Origin of the sequence: Mobilicoccus massiliensis (assembly GCF_000826525.2) — a bacterium.
GTDB lineage: Bacteria > Actinomycetota > Actinomycetes > Actinomycetales > Dermatophilaceae > Mobilicoccus > Mobilicoccus massiliensis.
Genome location: NZ_LN651325.1, coordinates 135340 through 159108, shown reverse-complemented (window position 1 = coordinate 159108; position 23769 = coordinate 135340). Strand labels below are relative to the sequence as shown.

Below are 23769 nucleotides of genomic sequence, written 5' to 3'. Positions count from 1 at the left end.
GACGCCTGTTTCAGGCGCGAACGACCCGGGTGCCGCTCCACCGGTCGTGCAGGGCGAGGCGCCGCGGGTTGGAGAGCGGCCAGACGAAGTCCACGACCCAGAACGCGTAGCCGATGATCGCCGTCTCGGGCCGGGCACCGAGGACGAATCCCGCGTACTTGAGCAGCGAGCGCCACACCAGCCGTCCGCCCGAGGCGAGGCCGCCGTTCGCCGAGTCGTGCACGCGGATGCCGAGCGCCAGACATCCGACGGTCGCCCCGAAGCGACGCAGCAGCACCGTGTCGTAGACCACGAGCATGCCCGCGTGGATGAGCAGCATGATCGAGCCCACGGCGAGGACAGCGGGCGGCACGTCGGGCATCGGTTGGCCGGCCTGGTAGGCGCGCAGCACACTCTGGCCCCACGCCTGCTGCATCGTCGACACCTCGCCGAGGAGGGGCAGGGTGACGACCATGAAGACCAGGAACACGACTCCGACGATGAGCAGGTCGAGCAGGTAGGCCGCCGCCCGATGCCAGTAACCGGCGGGGGCGGCCTCCCCGTCCTGCGGATCGCCGGAGCGGCCACCGCGCAGCGGCTCGGATCCGTGACGAGGACGATCGCGCCCGGCTCGACGGCCGGCGGTCGACGTTCCACGCGACCAGGGGCGCGGGCTGTCGTCGGCCCCGAGGGGACGACGAGCCTGCTCGGATGCCGCCGCGCCGGCCGGACGGCCGGCCCGGGTGTCGCGCGACTCCCGTGCATCGTCACGTACACCGTCGCGTGAGTCGCCCTCGCCGTGCTCTCCCTTGCTCCGCGTGGGCCGCAGCCGCGTCACGGGCGGCCGGGGCTCCTGGGGCGCGGGCATCGGCGCCTTCGGGTGGGTGCGCTCGGTCCACGACCGGCCGTCCCAGTACCGCAGGCGGCTCAGCTCGTCGGGATCGTCGTACCAGCCGGAGGGGCGCTCTTCCATGCCTGCCAGTGTTCCAGACGGCTTCGACCGCAGGTGACACGGTCGTGCCGGCTCCGAGACGGCGAGACGGGACGACGGTGAGTCAGCGAAACGGCGAGGACGGAGAGGCCGGGAGACGACCGTCAGCGACGGCCCACGAACCAGCGGCGGATGGTCTCGATGCGGGCGGTGACCTGTTCGTGGGTCGCGGTGTCGAGGGCCGGACCTCCGCAGGTGCGCCGCAGGTCGGCGTGGACGACGGCGTGCGGGGCGCCGGTCTTGCGGGCGTAGGCCCCGACGAGCGAGTTGAGCTCCTTGCGGGTGGCCGCGAGCGCCCGGTGCGCGGAGGGCTGCGGCGCCTCCTCGGCTACCGGCCGGCCCTGGGGCTGCCGGGAACGCAACAGGTGGGCCACCTGATCGGGCTCGAGCAACCCCGGCAGCCCGAGGTACTCCTCCTCCTCGGGCGAGCCGGGCACCGTGCCGAGGCCGAACTGTTCGGCATCGAAGAGGACGTGGTCGAACTCGGCGTCGGATTCCAGGGCCTCGAACGAGAGCTGGTCGAGGGTGTCGCTCGCCTTCTCCTCGCGGTTGGTCTCCTCCAGTAGCGACTGCTCCTCGATCCAGTCCGGATCCTGCGCCGACTTCGGGCGGTCGAGCGCGTGGTCGCGTTCGTCCTCCAGCCGGGCCGCGTGGTCGAGGAGGGTCGGGACGCTCGGGACGAACACCGAGGCGGTCTCGCCGCGGCGCCGGGCGCGCACGAAACGCCCGACGGCCTGGGCGAAGAACAGCGGGGTGGCGGTGTTGGTGGCGTAGACACCCACCGCCAGGCGAGGGACGTCGACGCCCTCGGAGACCATGCGCACTGCGACCATCCACCGGCTCGTGCCGGCGGCGTACTCCTCGATGCGCGCGCTGGCGCCCGAGTCGTCGGAGAGCACGACGGTCGGCTTCTCACCCGAGACCTCGTGCAGGATCCGCGCGTAGGCGCGGGCCTGCGCCTGGTTGGACGCGATGACGAGCCCGCCCGCGTCCTCGACGTGACGCCGTACCTCCGTCAGGCGCTTGTCGGCGGCCACGAGCACCGAGCCGATCCACTGACCCTTGGGGTCGAGGGCGGTGCGCCAGGCCTGGTTGATCATGTCCTTGGTCAGAGGCTGGCCCAGCCGCGCCTCGAGCTCGTCGCCGGCCCGGGTGCGCCACCGCATGCCGCCTCCGTACGCCATGAACAGCACCGGCCGGACCACCCCGTCGGCGAGAGCCTCGCCGTACCCGTACGTGTAGTCGCTCGCCGAACGGCGGATGCCGGAGTCGTCGGCCACGTAGGTGACGAACGGGATGGGGTTGGTGTCGGAGCGGAACGGTGTTCCGGTGAGCGAGAGTCGCCGCGTGGCCGGAGCGAACGCCTCCCGCAGCGCATCTCCCCACGAGCGGTTGTCGCCGCCGTGGTGGATCTCGTCGAGGATGACGAGGGTGCGGTGGTTCTCGGTGCGCGCCCGGTGCAGCAGCGGCTTGCTGGCCACCCCCGCGTACGTGAGCGCGACCCCGTCGTAGTCGCGGCTGTGCCCGCCGACGCTGTTGACGAACCGCGGGTCGAGGCGGATGCCCACGCGACCCGCCGCGTCGGCCCACTGGGTCTTGAGGTGCTCGGTGGGCGCGACGACCGTGATCTTGTCGACGACGCGTCGCTGAAGCAGCTCGGCGGCCACGCGCAACGCGAACGTCGTCTTGCCTGCGCCCGGCGTGGCGACCGCGAGGAAGTCGCGCGGATCGGTCTGCAGATACTTCGTCAGCGCCTCCGCCTGCCAGGCACGCAGCTTGCCGGCCGTGCCCCAGGCAGCGCGTTCGGGAAAGGCGGGCGACAGGTGCGAGGCGGCAGAAGTACTCATGGCGGGGACGACTGTAACGGCTCGCTCCGACAACCCCGTGAACGCCGGGGGTCTACCTGGTCGCCGGGCGCGCCGTCGGTTCGCGGTCGCGCCGAAGGCCATCGGAGGTCGTGGTGGAGGTCGGGGTGGAGCTCGTGGTGGGCGCCGCCAGGGGTCGCTGCGGACGCCGTCGTGGACACCCGGCCACACAGCGCGCGCACGAAAGGACCCCACGCGCCGAGCGCAGCTGGCCACGGCGGTGGGGTCCTCCGGGTTCTCCCTGAAGGCGGGCGGCGGTTACTCCCCGCCGTCCTGCGGGGCGCGCAGACCCTCGTAGATCTCCTTGCACATCGGGCAGACGGGGAACCGGTTGGGGTCGCGGCCGGGCACCCAGATCTTGCCGCACAGCGCCGTGACCGGCTCGCCCGTGACGGCCGACTCGACGATCTTCTCCTTGCGCACGTAGTGCGCGAAGCGTTCGTGATCGCCGGAGTCGGTGCGATAGTCGGTCTCCGGCTCCGTGCGTTCGAGCACCGACGTGCTCGTGCCGGGACTTGACAGGGGCTCGAGATCGGGCGTCGACGTCATGCCGGTCATTATGCCCAGCTCCCCATCCGTCGCGCCCACCCGTCGCCACCCGTCGTGGCAGATGGGATGGAAGCTTCGGTGGGGTGATCACCCCCGCATCGCCACCTTCCCATCTGCCATCTCGGCGGAGGCGGCGGCGGGTGAGACGGCGGCGGGTGCGACGGGGCACGGCCGAGCGACTGCGCGCCGGTATCCGCCCGGGTTGGCCGCGAAGCAGTAGGCGTAGGACACTGGATCGCGCGGGGAACCGCAGGTCACGCCCACCCCGATCAGGAAGAAGGGCCCGATGTCGCTCGTCCACGACCTCAAGCTCGCCGCGATGCGCGTGCTCGAGAAGGCCCCCGACGCGATCGGCTCGATCAGCTCGGTGCGCACCGGTGAGCCCGTGATCGTCCCGACGTTCGACGACGGACCGACGCCCGGGCGCACCGATGCGGTCCTTCGCGCCCTCGCCGATCACGACGCGAGCGCGACGTTCTTCGTGCTCATGACGAGCGTGCGGGCCAACCCCGGACTGCTGGAGCAGGTCGTCGCGGCCGGGCACGAGATCGGCCTGCACGGCATGGACCACCGCCACCTCCCCACCCTCTCCCGGGCCGAAGCGCGCGACGTCCTCGCCCGAGGCAAGGCCGAGCTCGAGGACATCCTCGGCACGACGGTGAGGTGGTTCCGGCCGCCGCACGGCGACCAGTCGATCGAGACGTGGAGACTCATCCGCGAGGCCGGCATGGAATCGGTCATCTGGAGTGGCACGAGCCACGACTGGAACCCCGACACCACCCAGGACGCGCGGGTCGAGAAGGCGACCGCCAACCTCGCTCGCGGCACGATCCTGCTGTTCCACGACGGTCACGCCGGCCCTGCCGACCTCGGCGACGAGGTGCCCGAGCCCGTCCTCGACCGCTACGAGCTGCTCGATCGGGTGCTGCGCGTCGCCGAGGCCCGCGGCCTGCGCGCGGTGAGCCTGGGCCGTGCCCTCGAACACGGAGCCCCGGTCACCCGGCCCCACTTCAACCTGCATCCCCGGCACCTCCCCGGCGCCCTCCGACGCTGAGGCGGGCCGGGCCTAGTTCATCTGCGGGTCCTCGGGGTAGTTCGCGAGCCAGGCGATCTTGCCGCCCGACCGGCGCAACACGAGCCGCCACAGGATCTCGGGCACGGGCATGAACGGGTCGCCGGGACGGGCGTCGACGACGTACCACGCACCGGCCTCGAGTTCGCCCTCGAGCTGCCCGGCGCCCCAGCCGGAGTACCCGGCGAACACCCGCACCGAACTCACGTGCGGCATGACGATCTCGGGAGGGGCGTCGAGGTCGACCACCCCGATCTCGCCGAAGAGGCGTTTGATGCCGAGGTCGTCCTCCGCGCCGCCATGGCCGAGCCGGACGAGCCCGAGCGCCGTGTCGAGTCCCACCGGCCCGCCCTGGAACAGGTGCCCGGGCGCCACGACGTGCTCCTGCCACGTGGGCAGGACAGCCTCTACATCGGCCTCGATCGGCTTGTTGAGCACGAGCCCGTGCGCGCCGTCGTCGTCATGGTGGAGCAGCAGCACGACACTGCGGTGGAAGATGTCGCCACCGGTGCCAGGGGTGGCCACGAGCAGGCGTCCGGCCAGATACGTCACGTCCCCCATTGTGCCGCCGCGCCCGTTCACTGCGGCGTGAAGGCCCCGCAAGCCACCCGCGGCCCGGCGTCCCCGGCCTTCTTGGTCTCGGCATCGGGGCCGCTGCTCGAGTACCGCTTCGGGATGTTCGCGAAGTTGTCCGGCTCACCGTGGACGACGATCGCCGTGCCGTCCTGGTCGAGGATCTCGTCGGGGTTCACGCGATCGGTGGTCACCCGCATCGTGGCGCTGCCGTCCTTCTGCACGAGCAGCGGCGGCAGGTCGCCGCTGTGTTCCGGGTGATCACCTTCACCGAGGTGACCGCCGGAGGAGAGGAAATCGCCCTTCTTCGCCGCGTCCGTGGGGTCGGCGGAGTTCGGCTCGCATTTGCCGATCTTGTGCAGGTGCAGGCCGTGGAAGCCCGCCGGCAGACCGGTGACCTCGAAGACGAACTCGGTCTTCCCGTCGAGATCGTTGACCTCGACGGTGCCCTTGTCGGCGCCCGACGCGTCCTTGAGTGTCGCGGTCGTCACCTGGATGCCTTCGTCGGCCGCCCCGCTCGGACCGGCGGTGAGGTCTTCGGTGTCGGCCTGGCCAGGACGTGGCGATACCGAACGGTCGTCGGAATCTGCCCCGCACGCCCCCAGGGCGAGCGCGGTCGAGAGGGCGAGAACGGCGGTGACGGTACGACGCATGGTGTCTCCTCGGGCGGCGGATCGTCCATCCAGCCTGGGCGATTCTGTGCACCACCGCAATTCGGACAGCGCGCCCCCTCCTCCGAAGAGGAGAGGGCGCGCGAGGTCGTCGAGAGACCGGGGCGGGCCGGTCGGAGCGACCGCCGCTCAGTAGCGGCGACGGCCACCGGAATCGCCACGGCCACCGCCGTAGCCGCCGCGTCCACCGCGGCCGCCCTCCCGGGGACCGCCCGAGCGGTAGCCGCCACGACGCGGACGCGGCGGGGGCTCGAGCAGACGGCGCAGGCGCTCCTCGGGGATCGGGTCCCCGGTCGGCCGCTCGGCGCCGGTGAGCTCGTGCAGACGATCGCCGGCGGGAGTCACCTTCTCCGGCGTGACGTCGACACCGGCCTGCTCGGCGATGCGCTCCATGAGCCTCTTCTGGTGCGGCAGCGCGAGCGTCACCACCGTGCCCTTCTCACCCGCGCGGGCCGTCCGCCCGGCACGGTGCAGGTAGTCCTTGTGATCGGCGGGCGGGTCGACCTGCATGACGACACCCACGTCGTCGACGTGGATGCCGCGCGCGGCGACGTCGGTGGCCACCAGCACCGGCAGCTCGCCGTCGCGGAACGCACCGAGCACACGGTTGCGGGCCGCCTGGGAGAGGCCGCCGTGCAGCGCCGCCGCGAACACGCCCTGCTCACGCAACTGCATGGCGATGCGGTCGGCACCGAGCTTGGTCCGACAGAAGACGATCGTGTGCCCGCCGCGGTTGGCGACCTGGGCCGTGACGACCTTCTTGTGTGCCGGCTCCACGAGCAGGACGTGGTGGTCCATCGTCGTGACGCTGGCCTGGGCCTCGTCCGTGGAGTGGGTCACCGGGTCGTCGAGGTAGGACTCGACGAGGGTGTCGATGCCCTTGTCGAGCGTCGCCGAGAACAGCAGGCGCTGACCACCGGCCGGCACCTTGTCCATGATCTCGGTGACCTCGGGAAGGAACCCCATGTCGGCCATGTGGTCGGCCTCGTCGAGAACGACGATCTCGACCGCGTCGAGGGTGCACGCACCGCGCTCGATGAGGTCGTTGAGGCGACCGGGGGTCGCGATGAGCACGTCCACACCCCGTTCGAGCGCGTCGAACTGCGGCGGGTAGGGCATGCCACCCGCGACGAGCTTGTGCCGCAGGCCCAGCACGTGCACCAGGGGCTGCAGGGCGTCGCTGATCTGCATCGCGAGCTCACGGGTCGGTGACAACACGAGCGCACGGGGCCGGTTGGGCGTCGCCCGCTCACCCTGGGCGAGTCGCGCGAGCAGCGGCAACCCGAAGGCGTAGGTCTTGCCCGAGCCGGTGCGGCCACGGCCGAGCACGTCCCGGCCCGCCAGGGCGTCGGGGATCGTCGCCTCCTGGATGGGGAACGGCGTCGTGATGCCGTCCCGCGCGAGCCGGGCGGCGATCGCCTCCGGCAGGCCGAGTGCGGCGAACCCGTTGGTGCTCGGATCGATCGGCTCGGTCACGGGCTCGACGATGGGCGCCTCCTTGCGACGCAGCCGCTCGGCCTGCGCCGCCGGTGCATCCGCGGGCTGCGGGTGGCGTGGCGCCTCCGAACGCGGGCCCTGCTCGGGCCGGTCGGCGTACTCGGAACGATCGAAGCGCGGGCGACGGTCCTCCCAGTGGCGGCCACGCGGGCGGTCATCCCGCAGGTCGCGGCGGGGGTGACGCTCGTCGCGCTGGTCGCGCTGGTCACGACGGGGGTAGCGGTCGTCACGCTGGTCGCGCTGGTCACGACGGGGATAGCGGTCGTCACGCTCGTCACGACGGGGGTAGCGGTCCTCGCGCCGATCGTCGCGGGCGTAGCGGTCGTCGCGCCGGTTCCGCTCATCGCGGCCGTATCGCTCACGATCGCCGTGCGCGCCCCACGGCCGGCGAGCACCGTCGGCGCGCTCGTCACGCCGTCGGTCGTCCCGCCGGTCGTCACGTCGGTCGTCACGTCGCTCGTCGCGCCGGTCGTTCCGCCCGTCGTTGCGGTACCCGCGGGCGTCGTCGCGGCGGGCGCCGCGGTTCTGAAACTCGCGGGTGCCGGCCTCGCGGTCGTCACGCCGGTCGTAGCGGCCCCGGGCCTCACGACGGTCGTAGCTCCGGTCGTCACCGCGACCGTCGCGGCGGCCGTAGCCTCGATCGTCGCGACGGTCGTAGCCTCGATCGTCGCGGCGGTCATAGCTGCGGTACTCCGTGCGACCACCACCGCGCTCGTCGTCGTTGCGCCGGTAGGACCGGTCACCGTCTCGGCCTCCTCGGCCCCGGTCGTCGTCGCGACGAGCGAAACCACGGCCGGCGCTGTGACGGCCCTCGTAGCGGGCGTCGTCACGAGGCTCGTAACCCCTCGCCTCATCACGGCGGGCCGAGCGGCGATCGGATCGTGGCGCAGGGCCGACTCGACGCTTGGCGGCCTTCTTGGCTGCGGACCAGCGCGGCTTCTTGGGCGCGCCGGAGTTCTTCGGGCTCATGTCGTTCTCTCTTCGTGTCGGTTCGAAGGCACGCTCCTGGTTCCGACGTACTGCGGAGATCGAACGAGCCTCGCGCGCCGCGTGAGGGCGCTGATGTGTGCCCGGAATCGGGTCCGGGGCGGGGGCGACCGATGATCGGTCTCCCGCGGGCGGGACGGACGTCGTCCCTGGTCTGGTCGGTTGCCTCGCGAAACGGCCTCGGAGGCCCAGCGGCGAGATGGATGGTGATCGTGCGTGGCGACGGCCATGCTCAAGATCGACCGTGGGCACAAGTCTAACAGCATCCGCGTCACCGCCCGCGCCGCCGGCGGCCCACGGGGCCCCTCCTCCTCGTGGCGTCTCCGGCGGCGAAAGCGGTGGCGGTGTCCCTACGACCTCCGCCGCAGGGGCACCCCGTCAGACTAACCGAGCATCCGGGAATGCCTCTCGTCGTCCGCTCGTTGAACGGGTCATGACGACCATCGCTCTGACCGGCCGTAACTTCGACGAGACCATGGCCTCCGCCGAGATCGTCCTCATCGACTTCTGGGCGTCGTGGTGCGGCCCGTGCCGCAACTTCGCGCCGATCTTCGAGGCGTCCTCCGAGAAGAACCCCGACATCACGTACGCCAAGGTCGACACCGACGCCGAGCAGGAGCTCGCCGCCGCGGCCAACATCACCTCGATCCCGACGGTGATGGCGATCCGTCAGGGCATCCCGGTGTTCGCGCAGCCCGGAGCGCTGCCCGCCGAGGCGCTCGAGGACGTCATCGCCCAGGTGCGCGCGCTCGACATGGGTGAGGTGCGCGCCCAGTACGAGGCCGCAGTCGCCCAGCAGGCCGGGGCGGAGCAGCCCGCCGGGCAGCAGGACCCCACGGCCATGCCTGCCACGAACCCGGCCGACGATCGCGCCCGGGCCGACTCGGCTCGGGGCGTCGACCGTCCCGACGACAACGGCGCCATTGTCTGACCCGTCCGGCAACCCCACCGACGAACGATTCGGCCCCCGCCGCGCGACAGCGCGACGGGGGCCGAATCGTCTCCGGCAGAGATACTTCGGGGCGGCCTCTTTACGACGTCACAGCTCGGGCCGTGCGGCGAAGGCCTCGTCGACGACGCTCAGCATCGTGCCGTCTGCGATGAACTCCTCGGCCGCCGCGAGCTGAGGTGCCATGAACTCGTCGGGCCCGGGAGCGGCGATCTGCTCGGGCAGGGCCGCGACCACGGCCCCCGTCACCGGGCTCGGCTGGAGCGGTTCACGCAGTCGGATCGCGCGGGCGGCGGCGACGAGCTCGATCGCGAGGACCCGGCGCAGCCCCTCGACGGCCTTGCGCAGCTTGCGCGCGGCGTGCCATCCCATCGAGACGTGGTCCTCCTGCATCGCCGAGCTCGGGATCGAGTCGACCGACGCCGGAACCGCGAGCCGCTTGAGGTCGGAGACGATGCCCGCTTGGGTGTACTGCGCGATCATCAGGCCCGAGTCGGTGCCGGGGTCGCCGGCGAGGAACGGCGGCAGGCCGTGGTTGCGCGCGGTGTCGAGCATGCGGTCGGTGCGACGCTCCGCCAGCGAGGCCACGTCGGCGACCGGGATGGCGACGAAGTCGAGCACGTGGGCCACGGGCGCGCCGTGGAAGTTGCCGTTGCTGGAGATGCGACCGTCGTCGAGGACGACGGGGTTGTCGATCGCCGCGGCGAGCTCTCGGGTGGCCACGGTGGTCGCGTAGTCGATCGTGTCGCGCAGCGAGCCGGTGACCTGCGGTGAACACCGCAGCGAGTACGCGTCCTGCACCCGGGTGTCGCCCTGCTTGTGCGAGGCGACGATCGCCGAGTCGGCGAGGGTCGCAAGCATCCGCGCGGCCGAGATCCCTTGGCCCGGATGCGGGCGCAGCGGCAGGTGGAGTTCGGGACGGAACACCTGGTCGGTACCGAGCAGGCCCTCCACCGACATGGCTCCGGTGACGTCGGCGACGTCGGCGAGCTCGCGCAGATCGGCCAGGGCGAGGATGAGCATGCCGAGCATGCCGTCGGTGCCGTTGATGAGGGCCAGGCCCTCCTTCTCGGCGAGGACGACCGGCTCGATGCCGGCCTCGGCGAGCAGCTCGGGCACGGGCCGTTCGACGCCGTCGGGGCCGAACGCGCGCCCCTCCCCCATGAGCACGAGCGCACAGTGCGACAGCGGCGCGAGGTCGCCGGAGCACCCGAGTGAGCCGAACTCGTGGACGACGGGCGTGATGCCCGCGTTGAGCACGGCGAGCATCGTCTGCAGGGTCTCGGGGCGGATGCCCGTGTGCCCCGACGCCAGGGTCTTCGCGCGTAACAGCATCAGGGCGCGGACGACCTCCGGCTCGACGAGAGGGCCCATGCCGGCGGCGTGCGAACGAATGAGCGATCGCTGCAACTCGGTGCGCTTCTCGACCGGAATGTGCACGGTGGCGAGGGCGCCGAAGCCGGTCGAGATGCCGTAGACGGGAGTGTCGGAACGGGCGAGGTCGTCGACGTGGGCACGCACTCGCGTGACCTTCTCGAGCGCCTCGGGGGCCAGCTCGACCCGCGCGCCGCGCCGGGCGACGGCGATGACGTCGTCCACGGTGAGACCGCTGGTGCCGAGGGTGACGGTGCGAGCGGTGGTGTTCATCGGAAAGCGGCTCCTGAAGATGGCGGTGGTCGAGGTGGGGGTCGGGGGCGATCGCCGGCGCCGTCCGATGGGAGGACGGCGCCGGCGCGGGTCAGAGCAGCAGGTGACAGATGGGCGTGGCGATGAGGATCGTCAGCACGACGCGCTCGAACCAGATGACGACGAGTTGCCAGATCGACACGGGGATGTCGGTGGCGAGAATGGTCGGCACCATCGCGGAGAAGAAGATGATCGCCGAGACGCAGATGATCGCCGTCACCATGCGCAGAACGAGGTCGGTCTGACCTGCGACGATCGTGGCGGGCAGGAACATCTCGGCGATGCCGGTGGCCGCGGCGGTGCTCGCGAGTGCCGGCTCGGGCAGTCGCACGAGCATCATGAACGGGCGGAAGATCCAGCCGATCCACTCGAAGACCGGCGTGAACCGCGCCAGCGCGAGACCGATGAGGCCGATCGAGAGAATCGACGGCAGGATGGCCATCGCCATGCGGAACCCGTCGACCAGGTTGTCGTAGATGTTGCGACCCAGGCTCGGTGCCGCGTGCAGCGCCTCCCTCGCCTCGTCCCAGGCGCGGCGGAAGCGTGACCCCGTGACCCTCTCCTCCGGCTGGGGCGTGGAGCCGGGGTAGTACTCGTCGGGGACGCGGGACAACGGCGGGATGCGGGTCGTGATCGCCGAGACGATGAACGTGACGACCAACGACACCCAGAAGTAGAAGAGCCAGTGGTCCATGATGTCGAGCGCCTTGGCGACGATGACCATGAAGCTCGCCGACACCGTCGAGAAGCCCGTCGCGATGATCGCCGCCTCCCGGGCGGTGTACCGGCCGTCACGGTAGACGCGGTTGGTGATGAGCAGCGCCAGCGAGTAGCTGCCGACGAACGAGGCGACGGCGTCGATGGCGGAGCGGCCCGGGGTGCGCCACAACGGCCGCATGACCGGCTGCATGAAGACGCCGATGAACTCCATGAGGCCGTAGCCCACCAGCAGGGCGAGGAAGATCGCGCCGATGGGCACGATGAGGCCGACGGGGATGACGAGGGAGTTGAAGAGGAACGGCCCCATGTCCTTCTCGAGCAGCCACGCCGGACCCTTGTGGAGCACGAGCAGGACTCCGACGACGAGGCCGAGGATGTTGAGGAACGCGAAGGCGGTGCGGACGGGGCTGGTGCGCCAGCGACCGGTGACGAACGGCATCACGGTGCCGACGAGCACGACGAGCAGGGCGTACCACGGCATCGCGGGCCGAGCGACGTCACGCAGCCACGTGACGATGTGGTCGAGGGGGATCGTGCTCTTGCCCGCGATCGTGATCGGCACGAAGAACATGAAGATGCCGATCGCGCTGTACACGACGAAGCGGGCCAGGTCGGACCCGGTCGTCGCGGGCGTCCCATCCGGGCGCGCCGCATGCTGCGGCGGAGGGGCGGTGGAACTCATCGAAACTCCAAAGGTGAAGGCCGACGTCGTCGTCGGCCGGAGGAAGGGTGGGCGACGGTGCCCGGATTCAGAGGACGGGGGCGACGACCTGCCGGCCGGCGCGCCAGACACCCCAGGTGAGGGGCATGCCGGGACGGTAGGCGAGATGGATCGCGGCGGGAGCGTCGAGCACGTGCAGGTCGGCACGGGCCCCCACCGCGATGGATCCGATCGCCGGGCGGTCATCGGTGGCGACCTCCCGGCGCAGGGCGCGCGCCCCGCCCCAGGTGGCCGCACGCACCGCCTCGATGATCGTGAGCCGCTGCTGCAGCACCGCGGTGCCGACGCAGAAGTTCATCGAACTGGTGTAACTCGTGCCCGGGTTGCAGTTGCTCGCGATGGCGACCGTGGCACCGGCGTCGAGCAGCTCGCGTGCGGGTGCCAGCGGCGCCCGCGTCGACAGGTCGCAGGCGGGCAGCACGGTCGCGACGACGTCGGAGCCCGCGAGCGCCTCGATGTCCTCGGGTGAGAGGAAGTTGACGTGATCGACGCTCGCGGCTCCCATCTCGACGGCGAGCGCGACACCACCGGACTCGCCGAGCTGGTTGCCGTGCACCCGAAGACCGAGGCCCGCCGCACGGCACGCCTCCAGGACGCGACGCGACTGCTCGACGTCGAACGCGCCCTCCTCGCAGAAGACGTCGCCCCACTGCACGTAGGGGCGCACGGCCTCGAGCATGGGCCCGCAGACGAGATCGACGTAGGCGTCGGCGTCGACGGGCTCGCCGTCCTCGCCGCGGGGCACGAGGTGCGCTCCGAGGAAGGTCACCTCGTCGACCGCGTCGGCGGCGATGCGCGCGGCTCGCAACTCCTGCTCGACATCGAGCCCGTAGCCGGTCTTGGTCTCGAGGTAGGTGGTGCCGCCCGCGACGGCCTCGCGCACCCGGTCGGCGACGAGCGCTCCGAGCGTGTCGTCGCTCGCCTGCCGGGTGGCGGTGGTGGTGACGCCGATACCGCCGGCGGCGTAGGACTCCCCGGCCATGCGGGCCTCGAACTCCGCCGAACGGTCGCCCGCGAAGACGAGATGGCTGTGGGAGTCGACCCACCCCGGCAGCACGGCCCGGCCCTGCAGGAACGTGCGCCGGTCGGCGGCCGGCGCCTGCGCCGCCTCACCGACCCACGCGATCGTCTCGCCGTCGACGACGAGGGCCGCGTCGTCGATACGGGGCCTGTCGGGGTCGTTGGTCAGCAGTTCACCGATGCCGGTGATGAGCTCGCTCACGTGCGTCTCCTCGGGTATTGGAGGGATGTCGGGGCGGGGGGCGGACGAAGTGGGATCGGTCGAGGTCGGGCGTCGTCGATGCTCGGCGACGCCCGACGGTGCTTCAGCGTGTCACTGGCTGGATTCGCGCATGGGGATGCGGACTCCGCGCTCCTCGGCGACCTCGATCGCGCGCTCGTAGCCCGCGTCGGCGTGCCGGATGACGCCCATACCGGGGTCGTTGGTGAGCAGGCGCGTGAGCTTCTCCTCTGCGAGGTCGGTGCCGTCGGCGACGCCGACCTGGCCGGCGTGGATCGAACGGCCGATGCCGACCCCACCGCCATGGTGGATCGACACCCACGTCGCGCCCGAGCTCGTGGCGGTCAGCGCGTTGAGCAGCGGCCAGTCGGCGATGGCGTCGGAGCCGTCCTTCATCGACTCGGTCTCGCGGTACGGCGAGGCGACCGAGCCGGAGTCGAGGTGGTCGCGGCCGATGACGATGGGAGCCTTGACCTTGCCGTCGCGCACGAGCTGGTTGAAGAGGATCCCGGCCTTGTGGCGCTCGCCGTAGCCCAGCCAGCAGATGCGGGCGGGCAGCCCTTCGAACTCCACGCGCTCCTGCGCGGCGTCGATCCACCGGTGCAGGTGCTCGTTGTCGGGGAAGAGCTCCTTGATGGCCTCGTCGGTGACGCGGATGTCCTCGGGGTCGCCCGAGAGCGCCACCCAGCGGAACGGGCCGAGCCCCTCACAGAACAGCGGACGGATGTAGGCGGGCACGAAGCCCGGGAACTCGAAGGCACGCGTGTAGCCGGCGAGACGGGCCTCGTCGCGAATGGAGTTGCCGTAGTCGAACACCTCGGCGCCTTCGTCCTGGAACTCGACCATGGCCTGCACCTGGGCCGCCATGGACTCGCGGGCCTTCTTGGTGAAGCCCTCGGCGTCGGACGCGGCCTCGGCCGGCCACTGCTCGACGGAGATCTCGACGGGCAGGTAGGAGAGCGGGTCGTGTGCACTGGTCTGGTCGGTGACGACGTCGACATGGATCTCACCGGCCCGGTGACGACGCAGCAGCTCGGGGAAGACCTCGGCGGCGTTGCCCACGAGGCCCACCGACCAGCCGCGCTTCTCGGCCTTGGCCCGCTGCACCTTCTCGATGGCCTCGTCGATGTCGTCGACGACCTCGTCGAGGTAGCGCTTGGCCACCCGGCGCTCCAGGCGCGAGCGGTCGACGTCGACGACGAGGCACGCGCCGTCGTTGAGGGTGACCGCGAGCGGCTGCGCCCCGCCCATGCCACCGCAGCCGCCGGTGAGCGTGAACGTGCCGGCCAGCGTGGGCTGCTCGAGACGACCCTCCCCGTGCAGCTTCTTGGCCACCGCGGCGAAGGTCTCGAACGTTCCCTGGAGGATGCCCTGGGTGGCGATGTAGATCCACGACCCCGCGGTCATCTGGCCGTACATCATGAGGCCCTCGGCCTCGAGCCTGCGGAACTCCGGCCACGTGGCCCAGTCGCCCACGAGGTTGGAGTTGGCGATGAGCACCCGTGGTGCCCACTCGTTGGTGCGGAAGACGCCGACGGGCTTGCCCGACTGAACGAGCAGCGTCTCGTCGGGTTCCAGGGTCTTCAGCGTCGCGATGATCGCGTCGAAGGCCTCCCACGAGCGCGCCGCCCGCCCCGTGCCGCCGTACACGACCAGATCGTCGGGTCGCTCCGCCACCTCGGGGTCGAGGTTGTTGCAGAGCATGCGCAGCGGCGCCTCTGTCTGCCAGCTCTTCGCAGAGATGTCGGTGCCGCGCGGCGCGCGGACCTCACGGGCTCCGGGCAATGCCATGTGGACTCCTTCGTCGGGATGGTGCCCACCATGACACCTGCCGCCGACGACCCTTGTCACCACGCGACCTCGACTTCATGTCTGGCATACGAGACGAATGAGTCACCGTCATGACGTCGGGGGCGGCCGGCGTGACCACGGTGCCGCGTCCACTCCCGCACCCCGCCCGTCGAGGATCACAGGCGGGCTGACCTGCGTCGATGCAGCCCTCAGCCCGTGCGCAGCTTGGCCGCGAGCCGGTCGGCGACGGCCTGCAACTCCCCCGCCAGACGGCCGTGCTCATCCGGCCCGACGCGGTTGTCCTCGAACGTCAGGGCGATCGCGGCCGTCGGCCACCCGAGGTGATCGTGCACGGCGACCGCGACCGAGGAGAGTCCCTCGGTGACGTCCCCGGATTCCACGGCCCACCCGCGCCGGCGCACGTTCTGCAGTTCGCTGCGCAGGCGGATCGGGGACCACGACTCCCCAGGGGGGTCGGCGAACGCCGTCTTGTCGGGGTAGAGCGCGCGGATCTGCACGGCCGAGAGCCCGGCGAGGATCGCACGGCCACTCGCCGTGAGGTGGGCGGGCAGCCGGACTCCCACGTCGGTGACGAGAACGGGGCGACCCGAGGCCCGCATCTCGAGCACATAGACGACGTCACGGCCGAGCAGCACCGAGAGGTGCGCCGTCTCCCCCAGCCGGTCGACGAGGGCCGCGAGGGCCGTGTTCGCGATCCGCGCCAGCGGCGCCTGCCGCAGGTATGCGGTCGAGAGCTCAGAGGCGGCCGGACCGATGCCGTACAGCCGCTCCTCCTCCAGGTGCACGACGAACCCGGCCTCCGACATCGCCGACAGCAGGTGGTAGACGCTGGAGCGCGGGAGTTCGAGGGCGGTCGCGATCGACATGGCCGAGATCGGGCCTCTCCGGCTCGCGAGATGACGCAGGATCCTCAGCGTGTTCGTGGCGGCGGGGACGCGGGACACGGCTCACCTCTCTCGTCGTCTGCCGTCGAGGGTAAGGCCCGGGCATCGTCGCTGCCATCCACCGGCCAGTCCGTCGGATGCGGCGCGGAATCGGAAGACTCAAGACACGGGCCCGGATACATATCAGGGGCCGAGGATTTCTCGGCATGCGTATTCCGGGGCGGATCACTCTTCCCCCTCGACTGGGACCCGAGTGCCCCGAGCACCGACAGCGGAGTTCTGGGCCGGGGGATATCGGTCGCGGCGCGAGGCTGGGAGCCTTTACCTCAGCGGTCGGCGTGCTCCTGAAGCCTGCGCAGCGAGGCCGCCATGTTGCGGGCATTGCGCTCCGGAGCCTTGATGCGCTCGATGAATGCGGGCAAGCGTGCCGCCGAATAGTCGAAGACCTCGGTGACGAGGGTCGAACCGTCCGGCTGCGGCTCGAACTCCCACCGCCAGCGGTGCCCGCCGGGGTGCTGCCATTCGACGACCCGGCCGGGCTCGAGGGCGGTGACGGCGCTCGTGATGCGGTACGGAACCGGCCCGAGCTTCATCGACACGGTGAACCGATCACCGAGCAGGAGTTCACGCGGCCCGATGACCTCCGGCCTCACCGTGCCGCTGCCGTCGGCCTCGTGATGACGGTGGGGGTTGGCGAGGAGCGCGAAGAGCTCGTCGGCCGGCGCCTCCACACGCGCCTGTCGGGCGACCCGATGCGGGCCGCGATCGATGGTCTGAACGGTGTCGGTCTCCATGGGTTGGAGACTAGGCAACCCCGCGCCGGGGCGACATCAGGGTCTTCCCCCATCCCGACCCCCCGGTTTCCTCGACGATCGGGCAGGTCTGTCACATCCATCCCCGTCGATCCGTCTCATCTCATGCCACGACCATTCGACGACGGGAGATCCCACGTGCCTCGCATCCGACTTCGCCTCACGCATCGACTCGGGATGGCCGCCGTGCTCGGCCTCGAGGGCTACTGCCGCGCACGCGTCCCCCGGCGGCTGCACGAACTCATCGAGTTGCGCGCCTCGCAGCTCAACCGGTGTGACCACTGCATCGCCCTGCACACGAAGGCGTTGCGCAAGGCCGGTGAGAGCGAGGCACGCATCGCCGCCCTCGCCGACGAGGTGCCCGGCGACCTCTTCGATGCTCGGGAACGAGCGGCTCTGGCCCTCACCGACTCGGTGACCCGTCTGGGCCCGGAGGGGGTCGACGACGAGGTGTGGAACGGTGCTGCCGCCCACTTCACCGACAGCGAACTCGGCGATCTCGTGCTCTCCATCGCCACGATCAACGTGTGGAACCGGCTGGCCATCGCGACGAGACTCGACGCATGACCCTTCACGCTCAGGTCTGGACGCGAGAACGGCCGCGGCTCATCGGGCTCGCATACCGGATTCTCGGCAGTTGGCAGGACGCCGAGGACGTCGTGTCACAGGCCTGGACGAGACTCGCGGGCCAGAACGATCTCGATCATCCGGCGGCGTGGCTGACGACCGTGGTCACCCGCCTGGCCATCGACGAGGCGCGCAGGGAGCGACGACGCCGCGAGACCTACGTCGGCCCGTGGTTGCCTGAGCCCGTCGCCACGGCGCGGCTGCCCGAGGAGGTGGTGGAGACACGAGCACTCCTCGGGCTCGCGATGCTGCGGCTCATGGAGGCCCTCGAGCCGGAGGACCGCGCGATCTTCGTGCTGCGCGAGGCGTTCGACGTGCCGTACGCGCAGATCGCCGACTGCGTCGGGCGCTCCCCCGCCGCGTGTCGGCAGGTGGTCGCCCGGACGCGCGCACGCCTTGCCGGCCACTCCCCCGACCGGCGTGCAGACGATCCACAGTTCGACCTGCGCCTGCTCACCGCCCTGACCGCGGCGGTCGTGTCGGGAGACGTCGCCGAGGCGACACGACTCGTGTCCGACGACTGCGTGCTCTGGACCGATGGTGGCGGCGCGACCAAGGCGGCGCTGCGTCCGATCCACGGCCCGGACAAGATCCTCCGGTTCCTGCTCGCCATCACCGCCCGTGCGGCTGTCGAAGGGCCGCGCGTGCTCGACGTCAACGGCCGGCCGGCGTTGTGGTTCCGCTCCGGGGTGGGAGATCGCCTCGTGGCTCTCGAACACGACGGGCGTCGCATCACCGCGATCCAGATCCACGGCAACCCGGCCAAGCTGACGTTCGTGCACGAGCGTGGGCTTGAGCATCAGTCCAGAAAGTGACACACATCACGTGGCGTGACTGTCGACGACGATCGTCGAAACGAGTTGCGAGACAAGCGAACTCGAGAGTCGGCGACGCCGTCGACCGCCCGCGCGAATCCCACTGCGCGGCAGGGCCTTTCACCTGTGGATAATCCATTCTATCGGTCATGCGTTCGATAGAATGGGGCATGACCTCGACACCATTCCTTCCCTCCCCGAGCACATCGGGTGAGGACGCCGCCGCGCAGCTCGCGGCGGTGCGTGAGGTGCTCGAGCGGGTCGCAGAGGGGCTGGTCTCGGTGCCCGCCCACGAACTCGCGGGGTTGGCCGCCGCAGCGACCGCCGTCGTCGCAGCGGCGGAGGCGGCGCGGGCTGCAGTCGTCCTCGAGGCGTCGTCGCGTGGGGTGATCGCCGCGTCCGACCATCCACGCACGCATCGGTGGGTGGAGCAGTCCTGTCGGGACGCCGGCGTGCCCGTCGCCAAGGGCCGGGCCCGGCAACTGGACGAGATCACCCGCACCTGCGCGGGCGTCGACGTGCACTGCCTGCGCGAGGCCGTCGTCGCGGGGCGCCTGCCCATGGAGACGGCCGCGCTCGTCGCCAAGGTGTACCGCCGCCTGCGGGTCACGATCGAGTACCCGCACTGGGACGACCTCATGGAGATCCTCATCGACTGGGCCGCCTCCGGCGCGTCACGTGCCGAGCTCGAGCGGCTGGAAGACGTGATGATCGGCCAGTACGGGCGCGCCACCGAACTCGACGCCGAGCACGACCGCGATCACCGCAAGCGCGAGCTGACCGCGTTCACCCGCGACAGGGCCGGCATGCTGTGCGCGACGCTGCGACTGGACGAGGCCTCCGAAGCGGTCTTCACCGCCGCGATCCACGCGCTGTCCGCCCCGCGTCTCGACGATGACGGGCTCCCCGACCCCCGTACGTCCGGGCAGCGCCGAGCAGACGCTCTGCTCACGCTCGCGGGCGTGGCGTGCGACCCCGACGAGAAGGTGTCGGGCACCGGAGCCAAGGCCCGAGTCGTGGTGACGATGAAGCTGTCCGACCTGCTCTCGGGGCTGAACGAGCGGGGCCGGCTCGACGCAACCGAGCGGGGCTACGCGACGACCGGGTTCTCTCAGGTCCTCTCCCCGACGGAGGCGCGCATCCTGGCGTGTGACGCCGAGATCGTCCCGGCCGTCCTCGGAACCCGCGGCGAGGTCCTCGAACTCGGCCGCACCTCTCGCACCGTCACCCCTGGCCAGCGGATGGCGCTTCACCTCAGAGACAAGGGCTGCACCTACCCCGGGTGCTCGATGCCGCCCGCCTGGTGCGACGGCCACCACATCATCCACTGGGCAGCAGGCGGGCTCACCCATCCACCCAACCTCGCCCTGCTGTGTCGACACCACCACACCGTCGTCCACCGCCACGACCACACCGCCACCGTCGATCCTGTCGATGGAGTTCGATGGACCCGTCGCGACGGCACCCCCATCGGCATCACGCCGCGCACGCCTGCCGTCGCATGAGGTGCGGACCCCTGCCCGAGTCCTGCCCTGGTCGAAATCGGGTGACCGACGCACCGGATACGGCCTACGGTGCCGTGGTGCCCACGACACCCCGGCCAGCCGAACCACCCTCGTCCGAACCACCGACGGCACCTGAGGCCCACGCCGAGGAGCGCCTAGAGGGCGGCAACACCACCACGGTGGTGCGGGTCGCCGACACCGTCCGCCGGCCCGTCGGCCCGTGGACACCTGCCGTCCACGCCCTGCTCGAGCATCTACACGCCGTCGGCTTCGACGGGGCGCCGCGTGTTCTCGGCATCGATGATCTCGACCGCGAGATCCTCGCCTACGTCGACGGCGAGGTCGGCACCCTCACCCCAGATCGACCTCTGTCACCGTGGTTCCGCGGCCCCGATGCTTGCCGGGCCGTCGGCCGGTGGATCTCGGAATCTCCTGCGACACAGCACTCGGCCTCTATCCGGCCAACAGCATCGCCGTGCGGCCGGACGCGCACCCTCGAGCCGGCCCCAAGCCGGTGACAATCTCCCCCGGATCATGCAAATGACAAGGGGCAGACACTCATGTAGGACCTGGCGACCAGCACCCGTCATCATCGGGCACGAAGACGGCGGCGGACTGGCACGCCCCATCTGTGTCCGTTCCTCAGTCTCCTACGTTGGTCCGCTCACCCGCCAGTCGCCTCGGCCCGAGGACCGCGGGGGGGCTGTTCGCGTCGTGCAGGGCGTGTCTGATTACACCGTCCACCGCCGGCCCGGCTATTCTCATGCTTGAAGCGCACTGCGGCCGTGAGGGCCGTCGCCGACCCGGCATCCGCTTCTCTCTGTCAGCTCGACCCGCACAACATCACCTCGTGTTGCTTGGCGCTCCACGGGTGGTGCCTCGCGTCGGTCGTTGATAGGAGAGGGGGTGATCCAGTGCCAGCTCACCGTTTTCAGCCGTGCCCCTGCCAGAAGCGCAGTATCAAGCGACAGCTCCCCGCCCTTGCGGCGTCGGTGGTATTCCGCGCCGCCGCTGAGTTGATCGTCTGGACCATCAAACAGGCTGTCAACATTTGACCCACCCTGCGGCGTCGTCCCTCACCTGGACGGCGCCGCAGCTGGCATCGCCCACGGCCGCGTCCGATCCATCTTCAGCGCCCAGATTCGCCTCACGCGACTCCCCCTCGCCAGCCTCAACGCCTCCACGAGCCGTACGCACACCCGCAGTCGCTCCGCGGCCATGTTCCGCTTCCACCCCAGCCTGCCGCAGCCCTGCCGCCCATGGCTTCTGTGATGTGGGCCCCCGTCAATCGTTCGCTCAAGTAGATCGGTCCAGCGGCCGGACGGGCGTGTCGTCGTGCTCGATTGGGACTTCGCGCGCCCCGGTGACCCCATCGAGGACCTGGCATGGGCGGCCTGGCGCTGGGCGCCACTGATGGCCGGGACGTGGTGGCACGCGGAGTACGGCATCGAGGAGGGGGACGATATCGAGAAGCGGCAGCGCACGAACCTCGCGGCTCTCGTCGAGGGATACACCCCGACCTCGGATCAGCGTGTGCGCCTGGCCGCCGCGATCGGTGCCCAGATGACGAGCCATGCCGACGACATCGACGACCTCGCGCGCACCGATCCCGCGTTCGCCGCACTCGTCGACCGCGGCTACGTGCAGGCGGCCCGTGACGACGCGGCCTGGTGGGCCGGGGTCGGCGAGGACTGGATCGCGTCGTTGCGCCCCCGATCGACCGCACCTCGTCGCGACCCTAGAGTCGGGCCCATGAGCATCGTGGAGTACGACGCATCGGCCTGGCAGGGACGCGACGACGGCGAGGGCGTCGAGTACCGCCGCTGGCATCAGCAGGTGAAGCAGACGATGGCGGGACGAACGGCGTCCGGCGGCGACCGGGTGGCGCTCGTCGGCTTCTCCAGCGAGGAGGGTGTACGTCGCAACGGCGGCCGCCTCGGTGCCGCCGAGGGCCCCGACGCCCTCCGAAAGGCGCTCGCTCCCCTGGCGATGCACACCGACGTCGCCCTGACCGACACGGGCACCGTCGTGGTCGAGGGCGAGGACCTCGAGGCCGGCCACGACGCCCTCGGCACCCGGATCGCCGACGCCCTCGACACCGAGGGCACGTCGTTCGTCGTCGTGCTCGGCGGTGGTCACGAGACCGCCTGGGGCAGCTACCTCGGCCGCACCCGTTCCCAGCGCCTCGCGGGCCGGCGCGTCGGTGTCGTCAACCTCGACGCGCACTTCGACCTGCGTCAGGCCGACCACCCCACCTCCGGAACGCCGTTCCTGCAGATGGCCCACGCCGACGAGAAGGCGGGCCGCTCGTTCGACTACACGGTCATCGGCATCGCCGAGCCGTCGAACACCCGCGTCCTCTTCGACACCGCCGACTCCCTCGGCGCGAAGTACGTGCTCGACGTCGACGCCCAGCCCTCCCACCTCGACGACGTGCTCGCCGTGGTCGACGGTGTGCTCGCCCGCGTCGACGCCATCCATCTCTCCATCGACCTCGACGTGATGCCCGCCGCCGTCGCCCCCGGCGTCAGCGCCCCCGCTGGCTACGGCGTTCCCGTCGAGGTGCTCGAGGCGGTGTGCCGCCGCATCGCGGCCAGCGGCAAGCTCGCCGTGCTCGACATCGTCGAACTCTGCCCGCGCCTCGACGTCGACGGTCGTACCGCGAAGACGGCCGCCCGGCTCGTCACCACCTGCGTCCACGCGCGCTGAACACGGCGACGGCCCCGGCGCTCCGCAAGGGAGTGCCGGGGCCGTCGCCGGTTGCACGAGGTGACATGCCTCCGCCGGGAGTGGAGGTGGCGGGAATCGAACCCGCGTCCGCCGACGCAGAACCAGGGCTTCTCCGGGCGCAGTGCGCTATGGCTTTTCTCGGCCCCAGGGCTCGCGCGCACACGTTCCCTGACAGGCCCAGTCGAGAAAGAGTCCCACGTAGCGTCCCGACACCACTACGCAGCAAGATCTCTAGCTGATGCCAGACACTAGGCCGAGATCACACCTAGGCTGACAGACTTCGGGCTCGCTCAGGCGGCGAGGGCGAAGTCGGTGCGCTTGGAATCGGCACCTATTGGTTTGCTGAGGGCGTTGACGAGATGACTCAGCATCCTCGGCCCGCTTCCCCTGATCGCACGATCGACGTCGAAACCGATCACCCCCGCGAGATGCGGAGGGCATGTCACCCTGTGCACTTGTCATGGCCGCGATGCGGCGCGACTCCGCCCGAGCGGGCGGAGAGTCAGTCTATGAGGACAACAGGCCGGGCGTCGAACTCATTCCCGACCCCCTCACGCGCGAGCATCCGGCGGCGTCAGTCGCAGGACTCCGGACCGAGGTGGAACTCGCGTCCACTGATCTCGTCGACCTCGATCTCGACGTAGTTGAACTTGGCCGACGGCACCCAGGGCCGCAGAGGCAGCTCTTCGGCCTTCTCGATCTCCGCGGAGGTCTCGAGCCGGCGGGCCGTGCCCGAGACGATGACGCTCTTGGCCCGGTCGCCGCGGATGTCGTCGATCTCGAAGGCGACGTTGTGGTTGAGGGTCACCCCGAACAGCTTGTCGCCGCCCGCGGTGCGGAAGTAGATCTTGCGGTCGTTCGCGCAGTAGTTGATGGGGACGATCTCGGGGTGGCTGCCGATGGCGTAGGCGAGCCGGCCGAAGGACCGGGCCTCGAGAAGCGACCAGCTCTCCTCGTCGCTCAGGACGCGGGCCGGATCGGTCGTGTTCTCCATCGCTGCTCCTCTCCGATGGGCCGCGGCGCGCGGCCGGCTGCCCTCAACCCTAGTCCCGGGCGTCGAGCGTTGGGCGGGACCGTGGTCCCG

At 70.8% G+C, this 23769-nt stretch carries 20 protein-coding genes and 1 other RNA gene; 7 read left to right on the top strand and 14 right to left on the bottom strand.

Translation table 11 applies throughout. The annotated features are described in order from the left end of the window. Window positions 1-10: 10 nt before the first annotated feature. From BN1197_RS02425 to BN1197_RS02415, 3 genes are all read right to left on the bottom strand, one after another. Entirely contained in the window at window positions 11-952 is a 942-nt protein-coding gene (locus tag BN1197_RS02425) for an RDD family protein (protein ID WP_040155846.1), read from the bottom strand. Between the two features lie 122 nt (window positions 953-1074). Beyond that, the gene (locus tag BN1197_RS02420) at window positions 1075-2817 is read right to left on the bottom strand and encodes a DEAD/DEAH box helicase (RefSeq protein WP_040155845.1); all 1743 of its coding nucleotides are present in this window, start codon (window positions 2815-2817) and stop codon (window positions 1075-1077) included. A 276-nt stretch (window positions 2818-3093) separates the two neighbouring features. After that, on the bottom strand, window positions 3094-3393 hold the full coding sequence (locus tag BN1197_RS02415; RefSeq protein ID WP_390622697.1) for a DUF3039 domain-containing protein: 300 nt from the start codon (window positions 3391-3393) through the stop codon (window positions 3094-3096). 277 nt (window positions 3394-3670) lie between these two features. On the opposite strand from BN1197_RS02415, the gene BN1197_RS02410 reads away from it, so the two are divergent. Then, window positions 3671-4438, top strand: a complete 768-nt coding sequence (locus BN1197_RS02410) for a polysaccharide deacetylase family protein (RefSeq protein WP_040155843.1) — start codon at window positions 3671-3673, stop codon at window positions 4436-4438. Window positions 4439-4450: 12 nt separating this feature from the next. On the opposite strand, the gene BN1197_RS02405 is transcribed toward BN1197_RS02410, so the two are convergent. The 3 genes from BN1197_RS02405 to BN1197_RS17635 all read right to left on the bottom strand — a co-directional run bounded on the left by BN1197_RS02405 (window position 4451) and on the right by BN1197_RS17635 (window position 7176). Continuing rightward, window positions 4451-5017 carry a YqgE/AlgH family protein gene (locus tag BN1197_RS02405; protein ID WP_040155842.1) on the bottom strand — a complete coding sequence of 189 codons (567 nt, stop codon included), beginning with the start codon at window positions 5015-5017 and terminating at the stop codon, window positions 4451-4453. 17 nt (window positions 5018-5034) lie between these two features. Further along, window positions 5035-5682 carry a superoxide dismutase family protein gene (locus tag BN1197_RS02400; protein WP_040155841.1) on the bottom strand — a complete coding sequence of 216 codons (648 nt, stop codon included), beginning with the start codon at window positions 5680-5682 and terminating at the stop codon, window positions 5035-5037. A gap of 147 nt (window positions 5683-5829) precedes the next feature. Continuing rightward, entirely contained in the window at window positions 5830-7176 is a 1347-nt protein-coding gene (locus BN1197_RS17635) for a DEAD/DEAH box helicase (RefSeq protein ID WP_245851794.1), read from the bottom strand. 198 nt (window positions 7177-7374) lie between these two features. Between BN1197_RS17635 and BN1197_RS17630 the strand changes: the two genes are divergently transcribed. Further along, window positions 7375-8301: a hypothetical protein gene (locus tag BN1197_RS17630; protein WP_245851793.1), complete on the top strand. Its 927-nt coding sequence runs from the start codon at window positions 7375-7377 to the stop codon at window positions 8299-8301. A gap of 316 nt (window positions 8302-8617) precedes the next feature. Further along, window positions 8618-9115, top strand: a complete 498-nt coding sequence (gene trxA, locus BN1197_RS02390; protein ID WP_082043555.1) for a thioredoxin — start codon at window positions 8618-8620, stop codon at window positions 9113-9115. A gap of 108 nt (window positions 9116-9223) precedes the next feature. Here trxA and hutH read toward each other — a convergent pair whose 3' ends face one another. The 6 genes from hutH to BN1197_RS02360 all read right to left on the bottom strand — a co-directional run bounded on the left by hutH (window position 9224) and on the right by BN1197_RS02360 (window position 16990). After that, a complete protein-coding gene (gene hutH / locus BN1197_RS02385; protein ID WP_040155839.1) occupies window positions 9224-10780 on the bottom strand; it encodes a histidine ammonia-lyase in 1557 nt (518 codons plus the stop codon). A 91-nt stretch (window positions 10781-10871) separates the two neighbouring features. Further along, window positions 10872-12221 carry a YjiH family protein gene (locus BN1197_RS02380; protein ID WP_040155838.1) on the bottom strand — a complete coding sequence of 450 codons (1350 nt, stop codon included), beginning with the start codon at window positions 12219-12221 and terminating at the stop codon, window positions 10872-10874. A gap of 67 nt (window positions 12222-12288) precedes the next feature. Next, on the bottom strand, window positions 12289-13482 hold the full coding sequence (gene hutI, locus BN1197_RS02375) for an imidazolonepropionase (protein ID WP_040155837.1): 1194 nt from the start codon (window positions 13480-13482) through the stop codon (window positions 12289-12291). Window positions 13483-13593: 111 nt separating this feature from the next. Continuing rightward, entirely contained in the window at window positions 13594-15291 is a 1698-nt protein-coding gene (gene hutU / locus BN1197_RS02370; protein WP_040155836.1) for a urocanate hydratase, read from the bottom strand. Window positions 15292-15500: 209 nt separating this feature from the next. Next, a complete protein-coding gene (locus BN1197_RS02365) occupies window positions 15501-16256 on the bottom strand; it encodes an IclR family transcriptional regulator (RefSeq protein WP_040155834.1) in 756 nt (251 codons plus the stop codon). A 266-nt stretch (window positions 16257-16522) separates the two neighbouring features. Beyond that, window positions 16523-16990 carry an SRPBCC family protein gene (locus tag BN1197_RS02360; RefSeq protein ID WP_040155832.1) on the bottom strand — a complete coding sequence of 156 codons (468 nt, stop codon included), beginning with the start codon at window positions 16988-16990 and terminating at the stop codon, window positions 16523-16525. A gap of 195 nt (window positions 16991-17185) precedes the next feature. On the opposite strand from BN1197_RS02360, the gene BN1197_RS02355 reads away from it, so the two are divergent. The 4 genes from BN1197_RS02355 (at window position 17186) to hutG (ending at window position 22664) form a co-directional block, all read left to right on the top strand. Then, window positions 17186-17575: a carboxymuconolactone decarboxylase family protein gene (locus BN1197_RS02355; protein WP_052465884.1), complete on the top strand. Its 390-nt coding sequence runs from the start codon at window positions 17186-17188 to the stop codon at window positions 17573-17575. Next, a complete protein-coding gene (locus tag BN1197_RS02350; RefSeq protein WP_052465883.1) occupies window positions 17572-18450 on the top strand; it encodes a sigma-70 family RNA polymerase sigma factor in 879 nt (292 codons plus the stop codon). Before BN1197_RS02355 ends, BN1197_RS02350 begins: the two co-directional genes overlap by 4 nt. A 170-nt stretch (window positions 18451-18620) precedes the next feature. Beyond that, the gene (locus tag BN1197_RS02345; protein WP_052465882.1) at window positions 18621-19955 is read left to right on the top strand and encodes an HNH endonuclease signature motif containing protein; all 1335 of its coding nucleotides are present in this window, start codon (window positions 18621-18623) and stop codon (window positions 19953-19955) included. 1335 nt (window positions 19956-21290) lie between these two features. After that, the gene (hutG, locus tag BN1197_RS02335) at window positions 21291-22664 is read left to right on the top strand and encodes a formimidoylglutamase (RefSeq protein WP_315969798.1); all 1374 of its coding nucleotides are present in this window, start codon (window positions 21291-21293) and stop codon (window positions 22662-22664) included. A 78-nt stretch (window positions 22665-22742) separates the two neighbouring features. Here hutG and ssrA read toward each other — a convergent pair. Further along, window positions 22743-23108: a transfer-messenger RNA gene (gene ssrA, locus BN1197_RS02330) on the bottom strand. A gap of 151 nt (window positions 23109-23259) precedes the next feature. Next, complete coding sequence (locus BN1197_RS02325) at window positions 23260-23679, bottom strand: pyridoxamine 5'-phosphate oxidase family protein (RefSeq protein ID WP_040155827.1); 420 nt, start codon at window positions 23677-23679, stop codon at window positions 23260-23262. Window positions 23680-23769 lie beyond the last annotated feature (90 nt).

Coding starts and splice junctions, on each gene's coding strand:
- BN1197_RS02425 (WP_040155846.1), bottom strand. CDS start 952: ATGGAAGAGCGCCCCTCCGGCTGGTACGACGATCCCGACGAGCTGAGC.
- BN1197_RS02420 (WP_040155845.1), bottom strand. CDS start 2,817: ATGAGTACTTCTGCCGCCTCGCACCTGTCGCCCGCCTTTCCCGAACGC.
- BN1197_RS02415 (WP_390622697.1), bottom strand. CDS start 3,393: ATGACCGGCATGACGTCGACGCCCGATCTCGAGCCCCTGTCAAGTCCC.
- BN1197_RS02410 (WP_040155843.1), top strand. CDS start 3,671: ATGTCGCTCGTCCACGACCTCAAGCTCGCCGCGATGCGCGTGCTCGAG.
- BN1197_RS02405 (WP_040155842.1), bottom strand. CDS start 5,017: ATGGGGGACGTGACGTATCTGGCCGGACGCCTGCTCGTGGCCACCCCT.
- BN1197_RS02400 (WP_040155841.1), bottom strand. CDS start 5,682: ATGCGTCGTACCGTCACCGCCGTTCTCGCCCTCTCGACCGCGCTCGCC.
- trxA (WP_082043555.1), top strand. CDS start 8,618: ATGACGACCATCGCTCTGACCGGCCGTAACTTCGACGAGACCATGGCC.
- hutH (WP_040155839.1), bottom strand. CDS start 10,780: ATGAACACCACCGCTCGCACCGTCACCCTCGGCACCAGCGGTCTCACC.
- BN1197_RS02380 (WP_040155838.1), bottom strand. CDS start 12,221: ATGAGTTCCACCGCCCCTCCGCCGCAGCATGCGGCGCGCCCGGATGGG.
- hutU (WP_040155836.1), bottom strand. CDS start 15,291: ATGGCATTGCCCGGAGCCCGTGAGGTCCGCGCGCCGCGCGGCACCGAC.
- BN1197_RS02360 (WP_040155832.1), bottom strand. CDS start 16,990: ATGGAGACCGACACCGTTCAGACCATCGATCGCGGCCCGCATCGGGTC.
- BN1197_RS02355 (WP_052465884.1), top strand. CDS start 17,186: ATGGCCGCCGTGCTCGGCCTCGAGGGCTACTGCCGCGCACGCGTCCCC.
- BN1197_RS02350 (WP_052465883.1), top strand. CDS start 17,572: ATGACCCTTCACGCTCAGGTCTGGACGCGAGAACGGCCGCGGCTCATC.
- BN1197_RS02345 (WP_052465882.1), top strand. CDS start 18,621: ATGACCTCGACACCATTCCTTCCCTCCCCGAGCACATCGGGTGAGGAC.
- BN1197_RS02325 (WP_040155827.1), bottom strand. CDS start 23,679: ATGGAGAACACGACCGATCCGGCCCGCGTCCTGAGCGACGAGGAGAGC.